Source organism: Microbacterium wangyouchuni (assembly GCF_051546305.1).
Classification (GTDB): domain Bacteria; phylum Actinomycetota; class Actinomycetes; order Actinomycetales; family Microbacteriaceae; genus Microbacterium.
In genome coordinates this window covers 466,095-483,163 of the sequence record NZ_JBPTMA010000002.1, presented here as the reverse complement: position 1 = coordinate 483,163, position 17,069 = coordinate 466,095, and the positions used below count along the sequence as shown (strand labels likewise).

Genomic DNA, 17,069 nt, shown 5'->3' with positions numbered 1-17,069 from the left:
CGATCAAAATCCAATCCTCGCATAGCCCCGCCCGGGACTGGCTGAAGATGCTTGCCGGCGGTCATCCGAGCAGGAATCCGCGAAGAGTCTCGGCAGACACACGACCGTCGTGCACCTTTCGGGCGAAGTCAGCGCCAGCGGCAGCGATCGACCGGTAGTACTCACGGCGTTCGAGCATGTCGAGCACCACGGACTCCAAAGTCTTCGGCGTTGCCTGAACGACGGGCAACTCGACCCCGTGACGATCCACGACATGCTCGCGCACCTGGTCGTGCACGTGGCCGATGACCACTCGGCCCGATGCCATCGCCTCGACGGCAGCCACCGAATAGGTTCCGATGCGGAACTGCTCCAGAACGATATCGGCGTCTCCAATCAGAGCCGGCATATCGCTGGAGGCTACCCCCGTGAACTCTCGATATTCGATAAGACCGCGGTCAGCGAGCGAGCGCATCAGGGGTCGGATCAGGTCAGTCCCCTTGACAACAGCCCTGCTCGGAGCGTGCACCACTACTGGTACCCCGCGTTCGAGTGGCACGGTGTCGCTGCGCCAACGCTCCGTGTCGACTGCCAGAGGCAGCACCGTTGCCGTTGGCCAGTCGCCGAGCAGGTCCGGCGTGGATACGAATACCGGGACGCCCAGACGTCTCAGCACCTCATGCTTCTGCTCGGCGCGCTCCTGCAGCTTCGGCGTCGAAGCCCAGACCCCGTCGTGGAAGGGCGACCACTCATCGATAGCCGCATGCCGGTCGGGCAGGCGGATGTCACTTCCGTGGGCCACCACCGCGACGCTGACCCCGGCATCGTGCAGCGCTGATACTTCGCGCTCGACGTCACCGTCGAACCTCGATGTGAACAACGGCCATACCGACTCCATCATCACGTGCGTGAACGATCGCGAAACGGCGCGGAAGTGCGCGCGCTGCCAGGCTTCCGACCGAACGAATACTGTCGTCGGCACTTCGTAGTCAACGTCGAATCCGAAGCCGGTCTCCGCACGATGCTGCATGTCGACGGCACCAACGCCGGGTAGCCGCTCCGCGGCTCGAGCCCACGCGTACCCTTGGCCAGCCGAGTTCACTGGAGCCACGTACAAGCGCACCGGTGTCTCCGGGGCAACCGGAGGCTTTGGTCGATCGCCAGGAGCGAAGCCATACTTCCGCGGATTCACACGCAGCTGGATGCCTTCGGGCAGAGCGCCAAGAGCACGCCAAGCCGCCCGGCGAAGCGCACTCGGCTCCGCACTCACGATGTCCTCCCGTTTCGCGTGTCCGCTGACAAGACCCGCCGGTGAAGTGCGACAAGCCGAGCGGATTCTTGCTGCCAAGTGAGGTCGCGAGCAGCATCAAGCGCTGCCGCGCGATGCCGGTCGGCCGAGGTCGCCACGTCCAGGAGCGCGGCAGCGAGCGCTTCCGGGGATGCATCCGGAGCGATGACGCCACCGAGGTCGTATTCGTTCACCAGCGCCGCGGCATCGCGGGTGTTTGAGACGAGTATCGGTATCCCTGCATGAATCGACTCGAACAGTTTGTTCGGCAGCGAATACTCGTACGACAACACGGTCGGCTGAGTCAGTGCTATCGATACATCGGCGTCGGCGAGAGCCTGAGAAACCTCGGATTGCGCAACGGCTCCGACGAAGTGGACTCGCCCGTGCCCTCCCGCCCGATCCACGAGGCTGCGCAGTCCTGCTACGTAAACCTCGGAGCCTTCACCGAGCAGCACAAAGTGGACGTCGTCGGGTAGACACGGGATGGCCTCGATCACACGCTCGATACCACGGTTGAACGTAATACCACCGCAGTACACGATGACGCGAACGTCGTGCGCCAGTCCTGCAAGCTCATGCAGGCGCCCACCTGACCGTTCGATTCTCCGGTCACCAAGGGGAGGAATGTTGCGCACGAGAATCGGGCGCTCACGCAGCGAATAACGTTGCTGCAGCCATTCGGCGATGCTCGGTGACACGGTGATCACCCCGGCCGCTCGACGCGCACCGCGCCGTTCCATCGGGCCTTCGAGCCGTTTCGCCAACGGTCGATCGGCGCTCACGTTACGATGCGTCCACAACTCGTGCGAGTCATAGACGAACGGAATCCGGAGCGAGCGTGCCGCGCGGGTGGCGATGGGGAGTGTGTTCGCGTCGTGTACATGCACGAGGTCAGGTTTCCAGGCACGCACAGCGCGGCCCGCGCTGTGCCAGAAGGAGAACTGGCGCACGGTGCGATCGGCGCGGAGCCACTGCTTGACGGCCCATCCCTTGATGCCCCTCGGCGTCGCCGGCAACGCAGCAGCGGCACCTTCGGGAGCCGAAACGGGCGATACCGGAACGGGCGATACCGATGCGAAAGCACCAGATGGCTCCGATGCGTCGCCGATCGGGGCCGACCGGCGGAGTACTCGCCGCGCGACTCGGCCAGCATCGACCAGCATGTGGCCTATCGATCGAATCGGTACACGTTCGATCTCGAAGCCGTCTTCGTGGCCCGTCACACCGGTCGGGTACCGGCTCACCCGAGCACCACCGAATGCGAACACGCGCACCCGCGCCCCGGCGTCCGCGGACGCCTTCGCAATCCTCATGACGCGGGCATCGCGGTGGACGTCGTTGTAGACGACGAAGGCAACCCGGGGCGCTAAGCCGTCGCGAGGCTCGTAGCGCGCCGCAGTCATCGTCGGCTCGGAGTCAGAGCGCAACCGCATCTCCGGTACGCGCGGATTCGAGTGCGCCTTCGACGACAGCGAGCGTACGCTGGCCCTGCGCCATCGTGACGATATCGGTGTCTTTGCCGAGCACCGCATCACGAAACGCCTCGTGTTCGACCCGCAGCGGCTCGCGCTTGGCGAACGCGTAGCGGGTGACGTCCCCTTCAGAGACACCACGGAAGCTGGAAACGGACTCCCACTCCAGTGGGATCGTTCCGTTGGCGTAGAAGGTGAGATCCCCGGTGGAGGTGTCGGCGACGAACGCGCCCTTCTCCCCCGTGACGACGGTGAGTCGTTCCTTCATGGGGCTGAGCCAGTTGACGATGTTGTTTACGATGACACCGGATGCCGTGCGCCCGGTGATCGTGATCATGTCTTCGTGCTCGCGCCCGCTCTTGAACGCGGTCTGCGCGAAGATGCGCTCGTAGTCGCTCTGCACGACCCAGGCTGTGAGATCGACATCGTGCGACGCCAGGTCTTTGGCGACTCCGACGTCGGCAATGCGCGACGGGAACGGCCCCTGCCGACGCGTCGCTACCTGGTAAACCGCTCCGAGCTCCCCCGCCTCGATCCGGCGGCGCAGCTCCTGCAGTGCAGGGTTGAAGCGCTCGATGTGCCCGACGGCACCGACGAGGCCTGCCGCGGCGAAGGCGTCGACCATGCGCTGGCCGGCCTCGAGCGTATGGGCGATCGGCTTCTCCACGAGCGTGTGCACACCGGCAGCAGCGAGTTTCAACGCTGCATCCTCGTGGAAACGCGTCGGAACAGCCACCACGGCGATGTCAATACCGGCAGCGATCAGCGCTTCGATATCGGGCAGCACCTCCAGGTCACCGGCGACCCCGTGCGGGTCGCCGCCCGGGTCGGCGATCGCGACGAGGTCGATGCCATCGACCTCGCGCAGCACCCGAGCGTGGTGACGTCCCATCATCCCGACGCCAAGGAGACCTGCGCGCAGACCCATCAGGCGCCCGCCTTCGCCACGGTGTTGACGGCAGCGACAATGCGCTCCAGATCGGACTGACTGAGCGACGGATGCACCGGCAACGACGCGACCTGACGAGCGGCCCGCTCCGTCTCGGGCAGCTCCAGGCCCGGCGCATACGGTGCCAGTGACGGTAGGCGGTGGTTGGGAATCGGGTAGTAGACACCGGCGCCGACGTTGTGCTCGCTCTTGAGCGCAGCGACGAAACCGTCGCGGTCTTCGGGGACACGGATCGTGTACTGGTGATAAACGTGCACGGCGCCGTCAACAACCCGCGGCACGACAACGCCCTGCAGGTTCGCGTCGAGGAACGCCGCGTTCTGCTGGCGGGTCTTCGTCCACGCATTGACCTTGGTCAGTTGCACACGCCCGATTGCCGCGTGAATGTCCGTCATCCGCGCGTTGAACCCGATGATCTCGTTCTCGTACTGACGCTCCATGCCCTGGTTTCGCAGTAGACGGGCACGACGGGCGATCTCTTCATTAGCGGCGGTGATCATGCCGCCCTCACCGCTGGTCATGTTCTTCGTCGGGTACAGACTGAACATTGCGAACTTCCCGAATGAGCCCACTGGACGCCCGTCCAACGATGCGCCATGAGCTTGAGCTGCATCCTCATACAGATCAACGCCACGAGCAGCCGCGAGGACTTCCAGCTCACGCATCCGCGCCGGGTGACCATACAAATGCACCGGCATGATCCCCCGAGTCTTCGGCGTAATGGCCGCAGCCACAGCTTCAGGGTCGAGGGAGAACGTCTCCGGTTCAATGTCGACGAACACGGGGGTGGCGCCGGTCAGCGCTACCGAGTTCCCCGTCGCCGCGAACGTGAACGAGGGAACAATGACCTCATCGCCGGCGCCGACTCCAGCGGCCAGCAGACCGAGGTGCAGCCCGGCTGTGCCGGAGTTCACGGCGACCGATACCCGCCCGGGTACGAAGTGTTCCGAGAACTCCTGCTCGAAGGCCGCGACCTCGGGGCCCTGCGCGACCATGCCGCTACGCATGACGCGGTCGACAGCCGCACGCTCCTCGTCGCCGATGATCGGCTTCGCCGGGGGAATGAACTCGCTCACAGGATCTCCTTGATCAAAATTCCGTCAGTCTCGATGTAGCGTGCGCCGCTGGTCGGGCACACCCACACCCCGTCTGCGTCACCGGCGGTCAATGGCACACCGGCTTCACTCACCCAACCGATGCGCCGCGCCGGAACACCGGCGACAAGAGCGAACGCTGGGACATCTTTCACCACGACCGCGCCCGCGGCGACTGTGGCCCACTCGCCGATCGTAACCGGGGCGACGCATGTCGCACGCGCACCGATCGCGGCGCCGCGGTTGATCGTCACGCCGACCGGCTCCCAGTCGTGCGCGCTCTTCTGCGAACCGTCAGCGTTGATGGCCCGCGGGTAGGTGTCGTTGGTCAGCACCACGGCCGGCCCGATGAAAACACCGTCGCCCAGCTTCGCCGGTTCGTACACGAGCGCGTAGTTCTGAACCTTGCAGTTATCGCCCATGACCACACCGGTGCCGACGTACGCGCCGCGACCGATAATGCAATTCTTGCCCAGCTGTGCCTGCTCGCGAACCTGCGCAAGGTGCCAGATCGAGGACCCATCGCCAATCGATGCGTCAGGCGAGACGTCAGCGGATTCGACGATCCGCACGCGGGAAGAGTTGGTCACAGGGCGCTCCTTGTGCCGACACCGCACATCGCGGATGTTCGACGGTCACCCAGTCTATCGCTGGGTCTCTGAATCACCGCTCAGTCGGTGCGGGCTGTCGCGATCAGGGCGCTTCGCACACCGTCAGCGGCTCTCTCGCCCGCTGCTGCCAGCGAATAGTGCTGCGTGATCCATTCAGAACGCGCGTGGCGACGCTGATCGGTTCGGCCATTCTGCGTTTCCTGGTGCAGACGCGTCATCGCTGCAGCCACCTCTTGCGCTTCAAACCCAACGGCTTCGCCCAGGTCGCCGTCTCGCACGACCTGTCCGCCTGTCTCCGCCCCGGCGAAGAGCACGGGAGTTCCGCACGCTCCGGCGGCATACGTCTTGGTTGGCCGGGCGAAGTCGTAACCAATACCGGGAACGATGCTCACCAGCGCCCCGACCGCACCGCGAATCCAGCTCGCGGACTCGGCTGGGCTGACAACGCCACCGAAGTGCACGCGCCCCGGAGCAATCTGCGCTGCCAACTCCCGCAGCTGTGCTTCAGCCGCCCCCTGGCCGAAGAAGCGGATGTCGACATCGAATTCGAGGTTCGCGAGCGCGCGAATGAAGATGTCAGGCTGCTGCCATTCCGACATCGTGCCCGTGTACACGAAGTACGGCCGCTCGGTTCGCTGCGGTTCGACAGCGGCGTTGAAGACCCGGGTGTCGATCCCATTGCCGACCTCAAGGATCCGAGACGGATCTGCGCCCAGCGCTGTCAGTCGCTCGGTCACCTCGGCGGACACCGACAGGATGCTCCGCGCGCCGCGCAGGACCCGCGTCTCCAGCCATCGCATCACGGCGATCACCGGCTTCGCGGCGCCCATCGCGATCACCCCATCAGTCCAGACATCTCCCGGGTAGTACACCAGCGGCTTGCGCTTGAACCAGCTCGCCACGAGACAGATCAGGCCTGTCGTGGGCGGCGCTTCGGCGACGATGACGTCAGCGCGGGTGGCCAGCACGCGGAAGAAGGCAGGAATGTCGAACGACATGTACTGCACGTAGCCGCGGATCGCCCCCGTGCGATCACGCAGCACCGGAGCTCTGCGCACTGTCACCGGCGAGTCGTGGAGCATGCCTGAGTCAGCGATCCCGGTCGGCGGCCGGCTGGTTAACACGGTCACATCGTGATCCGAACACAGTGAGTCGGCGAGTGCGTGCATCCGGAAGCTCGCCGCCGTCACTTCCGCCAGGTAGAGCCGGGTCGTGATCGCCACTGTCGGGCGTCGTTCGCGCATGAGTCTCCAGATCTGATCGGTCGGGCTTCCGAGCAAGCATGAGGCCGACACCTGACACAATGGTTTCATGTCTTTGCGCTACCCGGCATCCTCCGCCCCGGATCCGAATGCTTGGGTCGTCATCCCGTTGTACAACGAGGCTTCTGTCGTCGGCGGTGTCATCGAGAATCTGCTCGAGCACTTCGCTCATGTCGTCTGCATCGATGACGGATCGACTGACGGCTCGGCCGAGGTCGCTCGGCGTGCCGGAGCGGCAGTCGTTCAGCATCCGGTCAATCTCGGGCAGGGGGCCTCGCTGCAGACCGGAATCACCTACGCGCTCTCGCATCCGTCTTGCGAATACATCGTGACTTTCGACGCAGACGGCCAGCACCGCATCGAGGATGCCCTCGCGATGGTCGCGCTCGCCCGTGATGAGGACCTCGCCATCATCTTCGGGTCACGCTTCCTCGACGACCGCACCGATCCAGGACTCGTCAAGCGAATCGTGCTGAAGACCGCAGTCTGGGTGTCGAATATGACGACCAGCCTGAAGCTCACCGATGCACACAACGGACTGCGGGTCATGCGAAGCGATGCAGCGGGGCTCATCGAGTTGAAGCAGGATCGAATGGCACACGCGACTGAGATCGTGCTGGAGTTGGGGCGCACGAAGCTCCCCTGGCGCGAATATCCGGTCGAACTGCTCTACACCGACTATTCCAAAGCCAAGGGGCAGAGCGTGCTCAATGCCGTCAACATCCTCGTCGACCTGGTGGTGAAGTGATCATGTGGATCCAGATTCTGCTCATCGCGGCGATTATCGTGCTCGCCGTGTTCATGATGCGTCGCACCGGCGCAGACAGCCATCTTGCAATCCGGCGACTGTTGATGGGATTCTTCGTCCTCGGCGCAGTGCTGTCAGTACTGTTCCCGCAGTGGATCACCTGGCTCGCACAGCTGATCGGCGTCGGACGAGGCACGGACCTCGTGCTCTACAGTCTTGTCATCGTCTTTCTCGCGTTCGTCTACACGCAGTTCCGCCGCAATGCCGTGCTGCAGCGCCAGCTCACTCTGCTGGCGCGCAAGATCGCGCTGCTCGAGGCCGAAGCCGACGAGCGCAACAGCATGAAAGGTCAGTGACTGCATGCGGTGATGCGCCATAGCGACGCATCACCGACCTCGGTGATGAGTTCGAAGCCTTCCTGGCCTGCAAAACCAGTCATGCCCGGCACCTCGTAGCGACCCGCATAGGTCTCGCCGAGGCCGAAATCAAGAACGTACTCCGGGTTCGAGTACGCCGCCAGTGCCTCGCAGATCGCGGGGTCTGCGGCAACGTCACGCAGGCCTGTGGCGATTTGCTGCCACTGAGCCGTCATCGGCGGTGACCACGTACGCGGGAAGACGTCGACCCCGCTGAGGAAGTATCCGAAGGCAAGTCCCGTACTCGGGTTCCCGATCACCGTGGCATCATCATCGACGAACCGGTCAAGTGACTCCAGCAGCTTGCGTTCGTCGAAGCTGAGATAGCTCGTTGCGGATTCTCGGTAGAGCGACTCTTCCTCGAACTTGTTCATGATCACATCGGGCATCCCGACGGGACGCACCGCAACGACGACGACAGTGGCCAGGGAGAGGATCGCCAAGCTCGCAGCAATGATTGCCGTAGCCGAAGATTTCTTGTTGCGCACACGTCCGATGACTGCGCGCACGATCGCGTCGAAGCCGACGGCTGCCAGCGGTATCACCGCGATGGGCGCGAGCGCCGCGATGCGGTACGGGTCGGCATACCAGGGCCCCAGAAGCCCATCCCGCACAATGGCGATTCCGAAAGTTGCTGCGAGCACGTAGAGCGCGGATAGTGCCAGCCATGCAGCAACCAGCCATCGCTGGCGTGCGCGGAGCGCCACTACCACCAGCCCGATGAGCATCAACACGCTGATCCCCCAGGCGGCAGGGATGCGCAACTGACTGTTGAAGACGATGTCGAACCAGACCTCGAATTTGCCCCGGAAAGGTGGCCAGTGCGATCCTCCTGTGCTCCGTGAGAAGGCGACCCAGACAGCGGCAAGTACCAGCCATCCTGCGATCACGGCGATCCAGCGCACAAGCATGGACCGGTTCGTTTGCGCCAACATCCACCAGCTGAACCAGATCATGCTGATCAGCCCGAAAACGAGCACTGACGAGGTCTGCGCGAACACCAGCGCGCACAGTGCGATCGCGATGAAGATGCCTGCCTGCGCGATCGAGCCAGCGGGTCTGGCTGCGCGCGACCACGATGGCAACGACACGACGACAGCGACGGATGCTGGAATGAGCGCCACTGAAAGAGCGTTGGGGTAGAGCACGCCCCATTGGACGAGCAGCAGCGGGAACAGCTGCATCGCGCTGGAGAGAACCGCAGCATACGCAGCGACAGTCGTAGATCCGCTGATAGTGCGGGCGAGCCACGCCATGCCCAGAGGCCACACCACAGCCGCGATCACAATAGTCACAGCGTTGACGACCACCGGGATGCCGGCGCCGGTGACGAGCGCCACCTGTGAGGCCAGCGCATGCCATGCGGCCGGATAGAAGCCCGAGGCGCCGATGAAGGCATTCAGATCAAACGCCGACGCGGAACCGGTTTCTTGGACGTACCGCAGCGCGTTCAAGTGGAACACGGCGTCGTTGGTCTGTGAGATCGCGGCCGGGTCAGAGATGTAGAACGCGATGCGGCTGAAGCTGATCAGCATGCCGATCGCCAGCCCTGTCGGAAGCATCCAGGCATGCGGTGTCGATGCCTGCGTCTGCTGACCGCGAAGCGGAAGCAGCCTTCCTACGAACCAGGCGATGGCTGTGATGAGCACGATGACGATCGCAAAACTCCACGCCGACCAGGCGATGCCCAAGAGGCTGAGCGCGATCGCAGCAAGAGAGGCGACTGCGGTCGTCATCACCGGGGCGAACGCCACCAGCGCGAGGCCCCGCATTCCCGCCGCCGCCAATGACAGCATGCCAGGCAGAAAAACGACGAGGACCGCCGCCAGAATTACGGGGGCGGCGCCGAGCCACTCGAGGATCATTTGTCCACCAGTTTGATGGCGCCTTCAATCTCGCCGTCGTAGATGACCTCGCCCTTATTGATCACCACGCCTCGACCGCACAGGTCGCGCACCATCTCCATGTCGTGACTGACGACCACCAGAGTCTTGCCTCGATCGATGAGCTCTTCGAACTTCAGGCGGCATTTCTCGCGGAAGGGTGCATCGCCAACGGAGAGGATCTCATCCACGAGCAGCACATCGAGCTCGACATGGATCGCGACCGAGAAGGCCAGGCGCATGAACATACCCGAGGAGTAGTGCTTGACCTCCTGATCGATGAACTGCTCGATCTCGCTGAACGCGACGATCTCGTCATAGCGCGCCTCGATCTCATGCTTCTGCATGCCGAGGATCGCAGCGTTCAAGAACACGTTCTCGCGTCCGGAGAGCTCAGGGTGAAACCCTGCACCGACTTCGATCAGACCGGCGACGCGACCACGGGTGAGTACCTGACCGTCATCCGGCTCCATGACGCCGGAGACCAGTTTGAGGAGCGTCGATTTCCCCGAGCCGTTCAGACCCAGGATGGCCACAGACTCCCCCTGGCCGATCACCAGGTCGACGCCCTTGAGAGCTTCGAACTGGCTGGTGAGCTGGCGTCGCTTGATCCACGAGACCACCGTGTCCTTCAGCGAGAAGGCGTGGTTCAGTGTGAAGCGCTTCTTGACACCATCGATGATGATGCTGGGCTTGGTCGTCATCTGCTCGCTCATAGGTCCTGTGCAAATCTTCCTTCGAGGCGACGGAACACCAGCTGGCCGAGCAGAAGTGTTCCCAGCGCGATGAGGAACGTCCACAGTGTGTTCCAGGCCAGGCCGGGAGGCAGATCCATCATCTGGAACCCGGAGTAATCCGCTGCGGCGACGATGCCCTCGGTGGCAGGACGCCAGAAGGCGTAGTGGAACAGCTCCACACTCTGCGTGATCGGGTTCAGCATGTAGATATCCACCAGCCACGACGGCCAGTGCAGCTTGCCGACGACAGCATCCTGCACCATCGTCCAGGAGTACAGCACGGGCGACGTCCAGGTGGCGAGCAGCAGCATCAGCTCGACGATGTTTTCCGCATCGCGGTAGCGGACGTTGATCGCGCCGAACAGCAGCCCGAGTCCCAGCGAGAACAGCATCACGATGATCATGGCCGCGAGCATCGCCAGGATCGCCAGCACCGAGAAGTGCATGACCCAACCCATGAGCAGGCACACGATCAGAAGGAGACCGACCTGCGGCAGGAAGTGCACGAACGAGACGATGACCGCGGAGACAGCGAACAGCTGGCGGGGCAGGAAGACCTTGCGCACCAGCGGCGCATTGCCGACGATCGACGTCGTCGCGTTCTTGAACCCCTCCGAGAACAGGTTGATCACGACGATGCCGGAGAACAGGTAGACCGCGTAGTTCGGGATATCCCGGTCCAGCTGCATGAAGATGCCGAGGACGACCCAGAACACCAGGAACTGGGCGGCCGGTCGCACGTACGACCAGGTCCACCCCAGCACGGAGTTTCGGTAGCGTGTCGTCACACCCGTGCGCACGAGCAGGCTCAGCAAATAGCGCCAGCGCACGATATCGATCAGCCCGCGGCTCTTGCCGGGGGTTTCGAACTCGGAACGCGGGACGTCGGCGAAAAGATCTCGGGTATCAGTCACTGGCCCTGCTCACTCGGGGATGACAGCCGTCATCACAAACTCGATTAGCTTACGCCACGATGCCGTGACGACGCCGACAGCGAACTGTCAACGCAATCACCCCATCGAACGGATGCCGTTCCACCCATTGCCGATCTGGGCGCTGGACAACCAGCCGCCGGAACCGTTTCCTCGGTAGAGATAGAGCAGACCGTCCTTCGTGCGCGCCAGCACATCAACCTTGCCGTCTCCATCGAAGTCACCAGGGCTGAAGATGCCAGTCATGTTGCTCCAGCCATGACCGATCTGCCGGGCAGCGCCCCACCCGCCAGCGCCGTTGGTGGGATAGATCCACAGCGTGCCGTCTGTTGCACGCGCGATGACATCGCCATTGCCGTCGCCGTTGAAGTCCCCGGCGTAGAAGCCCGCATTGATCTTCGACCAATCGTGGCCGATTTTGGTCGAACCACCGATCCAGCCACCACTTCCATTGCCCCGGTACAGCAGTAGATCGCCGTTCTTCGCCTTCGCGAGGACGTCGGGATGGTGATCCCCGTCATAATCGATCCCGGCGGCGATGATCGTCATGGATGACCACCCCTGGCCGATCACGATCGACTGTTGGAAGGTGCCTCCCCATTTTCCGCGTAGCAGTCGGAAGTTCCCGCTTCCGTCGACGCGGGCAAGATCGACGATGCCATCGCCGTTGAAGTCTCCGACCGGGAACATCCGGTCTTCTGCCTTCCACCCACCAGTTCCAAGTACTTTCTTGGCGCCCCAGCCGCCTCGACCGGTGCCGGGGTACAGAAGAAGCTGGCTCGCTCCTGACACGGCGATGACGTCGTTGCCTCCCGCGCCGTCGAGGTTGCCGACTCCGCTGGGAAGAACGCGCTCGGATTTCACCGCGCTGCCGCCTGGTGCGATGGCGAGCGAGCCCCACCCGTTTCCGACCTTGGAGGATGCGCCCAGCTTGCCACCGCCAGCGCCCCGGTAGAGCAGGCTGTCGCCGTTGGCTGCGATGCCGATCAGATCGCCCTTGCCATCGCCAGTGAAATCGCCGATGTTGATGATGTCGCCGAAGGATCCCCAGCCGTGGCCGATCTGGAAGCTGCCGCTCCATCCACCCGAGCCGTTGCCCAGGTACAGCCATAGCCGGCCGTTCTTGTCGCGTGCGACGAGATCAACTTTGCCGTCACCCGACAGATCAGCGCCGCCGCTGATCATGTTCATCGCGCCCCAGCCGCGGCCGACCTTGATCGGAGCGTGGAATGATCCGAAGCCGTTCCCGCGCCAGAGCAAGAGATCGTGCGCAGAGTTCGTGGTGAAGAAGTCGGGAACGCCATCGCCGTCGAAATCGCCGGCGCCGGTCGTGAGACGCGCACCGTTTCCGACGCCGGAGAGAGAAACCGGCTTGCCGTAAGTGGTCGATCCGTTTCCGTAGAGCACGGAGAACTGTCCGGACTTGGTCACAGCAAGCAGGTCGCGATGACCATCGCCATCGAGGTCAGCGATGCCGATGAGCTTCTTGATGCCGTTCAGACCGGTCGCGATCTGCGTCTTCGCACCCCATTTACCCTTTGCGTAGGGGTATGCCCATGCCGTGCCGTTTGACCCGAGCGCGATCGCCAACGGGTTCGTATCCATCGACGTGACCTTGGTCGCCGGATTCGGCTTCGGGGTTTCCGGCTTCGGAGTCGGTTTCGGCTTGGGCTTCGTGATGGTCTGCGTCGAGCCGAACCAGTCGGTGAAAAAGTTGTAGAAGTTGCGGTTGCCGTAGCTCGAGCACGAGTCACCGGTGCCGCGTCCGGCCTTCAAAGCCGCGGCGTTGGGCTGGTAGGGCGTGTAGTAGTACAGCGCAGCGGTCGCCTTATTGGCGATATAGACCGGCGACGTTCCGCAGGCGCGATTCGGGTGGTACTGGATGTTCCAGGTCTTGCCCGGCGCATACCACTGGAACCACTTGCCCTCCATGTAGATCTGCATCTGGCGGGCCGCGCCGTAGATCTGGTGGAAGAAGCCGACAAAGTTCGGATCGCAAGGCGCGGTGTCCGGGCATCCCTGTCCGAGCGCCATGTCATAGCGCCACTGGCTGGGCCAGGTGTGGGTGATCAGCCCCTGCTCCTTCTGGAGCATCACGATCAGCACATGCGGATTGATGTTGCAGCTCTGCGAGACGCGGTAGATGATGCGGGCCGCACTCTCGTTGTTCTGCCCCTTGTAGCCCTTGCAGTACGCGTCAGCAGGACGCGTCACCGAGTTGATCTTGAAGTCCTTCAGGCAGGTGTACCCGGAGCGGCAGTTCGCCACTTTGCCTTTGAAGAAGCTCTGGATCTGCGCCTCGGTCATCGTGTTCTTGTTCGTGAACACGGCATCGCTGATGAGGTTGCCCGGCGTGAACCCATCGAGGGTCGTTTTGACGACGCGGAGCTGGGTCGCGTCGACCGACGTGCGGGAGAGACTGGTCGGCGTGCTCTGTGAAGCGGATGCTGTCGCAACCGACACCGGCGCCACAGTGCCGACCACGACGGCGGTGACAGCGACGAGGACGGTGAGGAAGCGGGTGATCCGGAGCACGTTTCGAGAGCGAAGGGCGCGTCGAGACATGTGACCAGTGTGACGGAAGTTGTGAGATTATCCGCGTCCGACACGACGAAAGCGCGCAGACCCCGGCATGTCGCCCAAATTCGACGTCACAGGTCAGCGTGCAGCGACCATACGCGCTCGGCCGAGCTCGCCCAGGAGAAGGCCCGAGCCCTATCCCCCGCCAGCACCCCGAGGCGCTTCGCGCCGGCGCCGACAGCATCCATCACGGCCTCGGTCACATCCGTCGCCGCGACCAACGCGCCACCCTCAGAAATCGCGTCGCGGTGCACCTCAGTGTCGACCGCGACGATCGGCACGCTCATCGCCATCGCTTCCATCGCACGCCAGGGCCATGCCGAAAGCGTGCTCGCGGCAACGAATGCGGATGCGCCGCCGAGCACGACCGCACGGTCTTGCCGCGAAAGCACACCGCGCACGTGCGCACGCTGCTCCGGAAGACCGGCCGCTGAAGCATGCTCGACCAGACGCGGTTCCGACCCCTCCGGCGCGTCAAGAACCACGGCATGCAGATCAGCGGCGGCAGCGGCACGGAACCCGTGCTCGAGTTCCTCGGCTGTGCCGGTGAGGACGACATATTTCTCGGGCAGCAACAGTTCTTTGCGTCGCGCGGCAACGTCGCGCACGGCAGCAAAATTTTCCGGCGGCGCGCCCGCGATCACTCGAACGCGGTCCCCGAGCTTCGCCAGAGCACCGATCCGGTCGACCATCGCATGTGAGGGCACAACAACCACATCGGCGTGCCTGACTGCTCGACGAAGCATCCCGCGTTGCCACGCCACGGCCGTCTTGGACATGGTCTGCGGAGCTTCCCAGGCGTTCAGATCCCAGACAGTCACCGCGGTCTGATCGTGGTTGTGCAGGCGGTCATGCTTGATCAGCGGTGCCATCAGCGTCGGGGCGTGAATGAGACCGCCGCCGACGCCCGGAGCGATTCCCAGTTGCCAGGATCCGGCAAGCTCACGACGAGCCAGCGGCAGTGCCCGTACCCCGGCGAGTCCTGCGATCTCGATTGTTCCGCCAGCGGGGACGATCGCTTCCACAGCGCATCCGGCGGGAGCTGTGGCGATGAGCCCCACGGCGAGATCGCGGGCGGCTCCGGCCTGATCAGAATCGACGACCTGCGCAATCTGGTCGAGAACGAGGCGCAACTGGGCTCCCATATCCAAAGAGTAACGGTGGCGCATGAGAAAACCCGCCACCGACGCCGGTCGTGCTTGAATGCTCAGGTGAGCGACGGACGGCTACCAGTACGACGACGTTGGGTGGGATGGACCATCGGCGTCATTGCGGCGCTCAGTGTGTTCGCCGTCGGATGGGTCGTGATCCGCGGCGCGAGCGCGGTCAGCGAATTGCAGGGCGTCGAGACTTCGGCCTCTCAGATGCGCACCGCGATCGCCGAGGGCGACCTCACCAAAGCCGAGCGCATCGCCCCACGCGTTGCAGAACACGCCGCGAACGCGCACAGCCTCACCTCTGACTTCATCTGGCGCGGATTCGAGTTCATTCCCTGGCTGGGTGCCAACTTCACAGCTGTGCGTGAAGTCGCGCACATCGCGGACGATGTGGCGGCCGACGCGGTGGCGCCGGTTCTCGAGGTCGCAGCCGACATGGATCTGGCCAGCTTCGGGTTCACCGGATCAACGCTCGATCTGGCGCCGTTCGCTGAGGTTCAGAAGCCTCTTGCCGCAGCCAGCGCGACGCTCAGCGAAGCTGACCTGCGTGCACAGCACATCGATGCCGATGCCACGCTCGAGCCGCTCGCCGACGCGGTCCACAAGATGCGCGATGTCGTCGCTGAGGCCGCCACTGTCGTCGGTGCGCTGCACGGTGCCTCTGTTCTTCTGCCACCGATGCTCGGCGTCGACGGTCCTCGCACGTACGTCGTCGCAATGCAGAACAACGCCGAGCTTCGCTCGAGTGGCGGTATCGTCGGCTCACTCGCCCTGCTGCGGGCAGACAACGGCAGCATCAGCATCGTGCGCCAGGCATCCACGAGAGATTTCCCTCCGCTGGATGAGCCGCTGCCGCTGAGCGATTCCGCCGTTGCGCTGTTCGAAGACCGGCCGGGCCGGTACATGCAGAACATCACCAGCATCCCGGATTTCACCGAGGCCGGCGCGACCCTCGCCCTTCGCTGGGAGCAGCGATTCGGTGATGTCGTCGACGGAGTGATCGCCATCGACGCGATCGTGGCCAAGCATCTGGTCGCAGCCACCGGCGATCTCACCTTCGGCCCGTTCACGGCGACGTCAGAGACGATCGTGCCGATTCTGTTGTCGGAGATCTACGCGACCTTCCCCGATCCGGTCGAACAGGATGCGGTTTTCGCCGGGGCTGCCAACGCCCTGTTCTCCGCCGCATTGACCAGCGGAGAGCCGCAGCAGCTCATCAACGCGCTGGCAGCTTCCGCTGATGCCGATCGGATCCGCATCTGGAGCGCGCATCCCGACGAGGAAAAGCGCCTCGCCGCATCCACGCTCGGCGGTGCACTGCCCGTCGACGGGGAACGCGGGCCCTATGTGGGAGTGCTCTTCAATGACGCCACCGGCGGCAAGATGGACTTCTACACCCGCGCTGAGATCAGCACCGCGGTCGGCGTCTGCCGCGGCGAACCGATCACCCAGGTCACGGTCACCTGGCGTAACACCGCCCCGGTGGATGCCGCCGAATCGCTGCCAGAGTATGTGACAGCAGGCGGCCACTACGGCGTGGATCCCGGCGACGTACGCACACTCATCGCCGTCTATGGCCCGGAAGGCGCGAACGTGCGAGCAGTCGATCGCGATGGCGATGAAGACAGTGTGCAGACGACCATGCTCGATACACGCAGCGTCGTTCAGCACGATGTTCTGCTGGCCCCGGGCGAATCGACCACGATCACGGTTTCCTTCGACGGCCCGGGTGCCGGTGACCGCCTCACACGCGTGCAGCACACGCCGCTGATCGAGGATCCGAACATTGGCCGAACCGAATTGGTCTGCGGTTAGTGACAAATCGACTCTGAATGAGCTAGTGTCAGCATCACTGGGGAATATTGGGCTCTACCATCTTGCCGTGGGGGCAAGAAGGGCCCACGCAGTCGAACGCAGGGGTGTGTTCGGGTGTGATTCCGCGTGTATCTCTCTGGGGG

General features: G+C 63.8%; 14 protein-coding genes. 3 read left to right on the top strand and 11 right to left on the bottom strand.

What is annotated here, in order from left to right:
* Window positions 1-61: 61 nt before the first annotated feature.
* From ACSS7Z_RS05625 to ACSS7Z_RS05600, 6 genes are all read right to left on the bottom strand, one after another.
* Window positions 62-1,249 carry a glycosyltransferase gene (locus tag ACSS7Z_RS05625; protein WP_438253496.1) on the bottom strand — a complete coding sequence of 396 codons (1,188 nt, stop codon included), beginning with the start codon at window positions 1,247-1,249 and terminating at the stop codon, window positions 62-64.
* Window positions 1,246-2,703: a glycosyltransferase gene (locus ACSS7Z_RS05620; protein WP_438253495.1), complete on the bottom strand. Its 1,458-nt coding sequence runs from the start codon at window positions 2,701-2,703 to the stop codon at window positions 1,246-1,248. Before ACSS7Z_RS05620 ends, ACSS7Z_RS05625 begins: the two co-directional genes overlap by 4 nt.
* The gene (locus tag ACSS7Z_RS05615; RefSeq protein ID WP_438253705.1) at window positions 2,687-3,673 is read right to left on the bottom strand and encodes a Gfo/Idh/MocA family oxidoreductase; all 987 of its coding nucleotides are present in this window, start codon (window positions 3,671-3,673) and stop codon (window positions 2,687-2,689) included. The genes ACSS7Z_RS05620 and ACSS7Z_RS05615 overlap by 17 nt, the downstream gene beginning before the upstream one ends.
* A complete protein-coding gene (locus ACSS7Z_RS05610; protein ID WP_438253494.1) occupies window positions 3,670-4,767 on the bottom strand; it encodes a DegT/DnrJ/EryC1/StrS family aminotransferase in 1,098 nt (365 codons plus the stop codon). The genes ACSS7Z_RS05615 and ACSS7Z_RS05610 overlap by 4 nt, the downstream gene beginning before the upstream one ends.
* On the bottom strand, window positions 4,764-5,375 hold the full coding sequence (locus tag ACSS7Z_RS05605; RefSeq protein ID WP_438253493.1) for an acyltransferase: 612 nt from the start codon (window positions 5,373-5,375) through the stop codon (window positions 4,764-4,766). The genes ACSS7Z_RS05610 and ACSS7Z_RS05605 overlap by 4 nt, the downstream gene beginning before the upstream one ends.
* Before the next feature lie 80 nt (window positions 5,376-5,455).
* Complete coding sequence (locus ACSS7Z_RS05600) at window positions 5,456-6,640, bottom strand: glycosyltransferase family 4 protein (protein ID WP_438253492.1); 1,185 nt, start codon at window positions 6,638-6,640, stop codon at window positions 5,456-5,458.
* 67 nt (window positions 6,641-6,707) lie between these two features.
* Here ACSS7Z_RS05600 and ACSS7Z_RS05595 point away from each other — a divergent pair, with 67 nt between their 5' ends.
* Both ACSS7Z_RS05595 and ACSS7Z_RS05590 read left to right on the top strand, forming a co-directional pair.
* Window positions 6,708-7,406, top strand: coding sequence for a glycosyltransferase family 2 protein (locus ACSS7Z_RS05595; protein ID WP_438253491.1), 699 nt, complete (start codon window positions 6,708-6,710; stop codon window positions 7,404-7,406).
* Between the two features lie 2 nt (window positions 7,407-7,408).
* Window positions 7,409-7,762: a DUF2304 domain-containing protein gene (locus ACSS7Z_RS05590; RefSeq protein ID WP_438253490.1), complete on the top strand. Its 354-nt coding sequence runs from the start codon at window positions 7,409-7,411 to the stop codon at window positions 7,760-7,762.
* Here the strand turns inward: ACSS7Z_RS05590 and ACSS7Z_RS05585 are convergent.
* The 5 genes from ACSS7Z_RS05585 to ACSS7Z_RS05565 form a co-directional block, all read right to left on the bottom strand.
* Complete coding sequence (locus ACSS7Z_RS05585; RefSeq protein WP_438253489.1) at window positions 7,756-9,687, bottom strand: DUF6541 family protein; 1,932 nt, start codon at window positions 9,685-9,687, stop codon at window positions 7,756-7,758. The two genes, ACSS7Z_RS05590 and ACSS7Z_RS05585, sit on opposite strands and share 7 nt — an antisense overlap.
* Complete coding sequence (locus tag ACSS7Z_RS05580; protein ID WP_438253488.1) at window positions 9,684-10,421, bottom strand: ABC transporter ATP-binding protein; 738 nt, start codon at window positions 10,419-10,421, stop codon at window positions 9,684-9,686. The genes ACSS7Z_RS05585 and ACSS7Z_RS05580 overlap by 4 nt, the downstream gene beginning before the upstream one ends.
* Window positions 10,418-11,356: an ABC transporter permease gene (locus ACSS7Z_RS05575; RefSeq protein ID WP_438253487.1), complete on the bottom strand. Its 939-nt coding sequence runs from the start codon at window positions 11,354-11,356 to the stop codon at window positions 10,418-10,420. The genes ACSS7Z_RS05580 and ACSS7Z_RS05575 overlap by 4 nt, the downstream gene beginning before the upstream one ends.
* Before the next feature lie 96 nt (window positions 11,357-11,452).
* A complete protein-coding gene (locus tag ACSS7Z_RS05570) occupies window positions 11,453-13,939 on the bottom strand; it encodes an FG-GAP repeat domain-containing protein (protein WP_438253486.1) in 2,487 nt (828 codons plus the stop codon).
* 86 nt (window positions 13,940-14,025) lie between these two features.
* Window positions 14,026-15,099 (bottom strand): glycosyltransferase, encoded by a 1,074-nt coding sequence (locus ACSS7Z_RS05565; RefSeq protein WP_438253485.1) that lies wholly within the window; start codon window positions 15,097-15,099, stop codon window positions 14,026-14,028.
* Between the two features lie 102 nt (window positions 15,100-15,201).
* On the opposite strand from ACSS7Z_RS05565, the gene ACSS7Z_RS05560 reads away from it, so the two are divergent.
* A complete protein-coding gene (locus tag ACSS7Z_RS05560; RefSeq protein WP_438253484.1) occupies window positions 15,202-16,926 on the top strand; it encodes a DUF4012 domain-containing protein in 1,725 nt (574 codons plus the stop codon).
* Window positions 16,927-17,069 lie beyond the last annotated feature (143 nt).

Excerpts from the sequence above, each read along its gene's own strand:
- ACSS7Z_RS05590 (WP_438253490.1), top strand. The coding sequence starts at position 7,409 with ATGTGGATCCAGATTCTGCTCATCGCGGCGATTATCGTGCTCGCCGTG.
- ACSS7Z_RS05565 (WP_438253485.1), bottom strand. The coding sequence starts at position 15,099 with ATGGGAGCCCAGTTGCGCCTCGTTCTCGACCAGATTGCGCAGGTCGTC.
- ACSS7Z_RS05570 (WP_438253486.1), bottom strand. The coding sequence starts at position 13,939 with ATGTCTCGACGCGCCCTTCGCTCTCGAAACGTGCTCCGGATCACCCGC.
- ACSS7Z_RS05600 (WP_438253492.1), bottom strand. The coding sequence starts at position 6,640 with ATGCGCGAACGACGCCCGACAGTGGCGATCACGACCCGGCTCTACCTG.
- ACSS7Z_RS05585 (WP_438253489.1), bottom strand. The coding sequence starts at position 9,687 with ATGATCCTCGAGTGGCTCGGCGCCGCCCCCGTAATTCTGGCGGCGGTC.
- ACSS7Z_RS05595 (WP_438253491.1), top strand. The coding sequence starts at position 6,708 with ATGTCTTTGCGCTACCCGGCATCCTCCGCCCCGGATCCGAATGCTTGG.
- ACSS7Z_RS05580 (WP_438253488.1), bottom strand. The coding sequence starts at position 10,421 with ATGAGCGAGCAGATGACGACCAAGCCCAGCATCATCATCGATGGTGTC.
- ACSS7Z_RS05620 (WP_438253495.1), bottom strand. The coding sequence starts at position 2,703 with ATGCGGTTGCGCTCTGACTCCGAGCCGACGATGACTGCGGCGCGCTAC.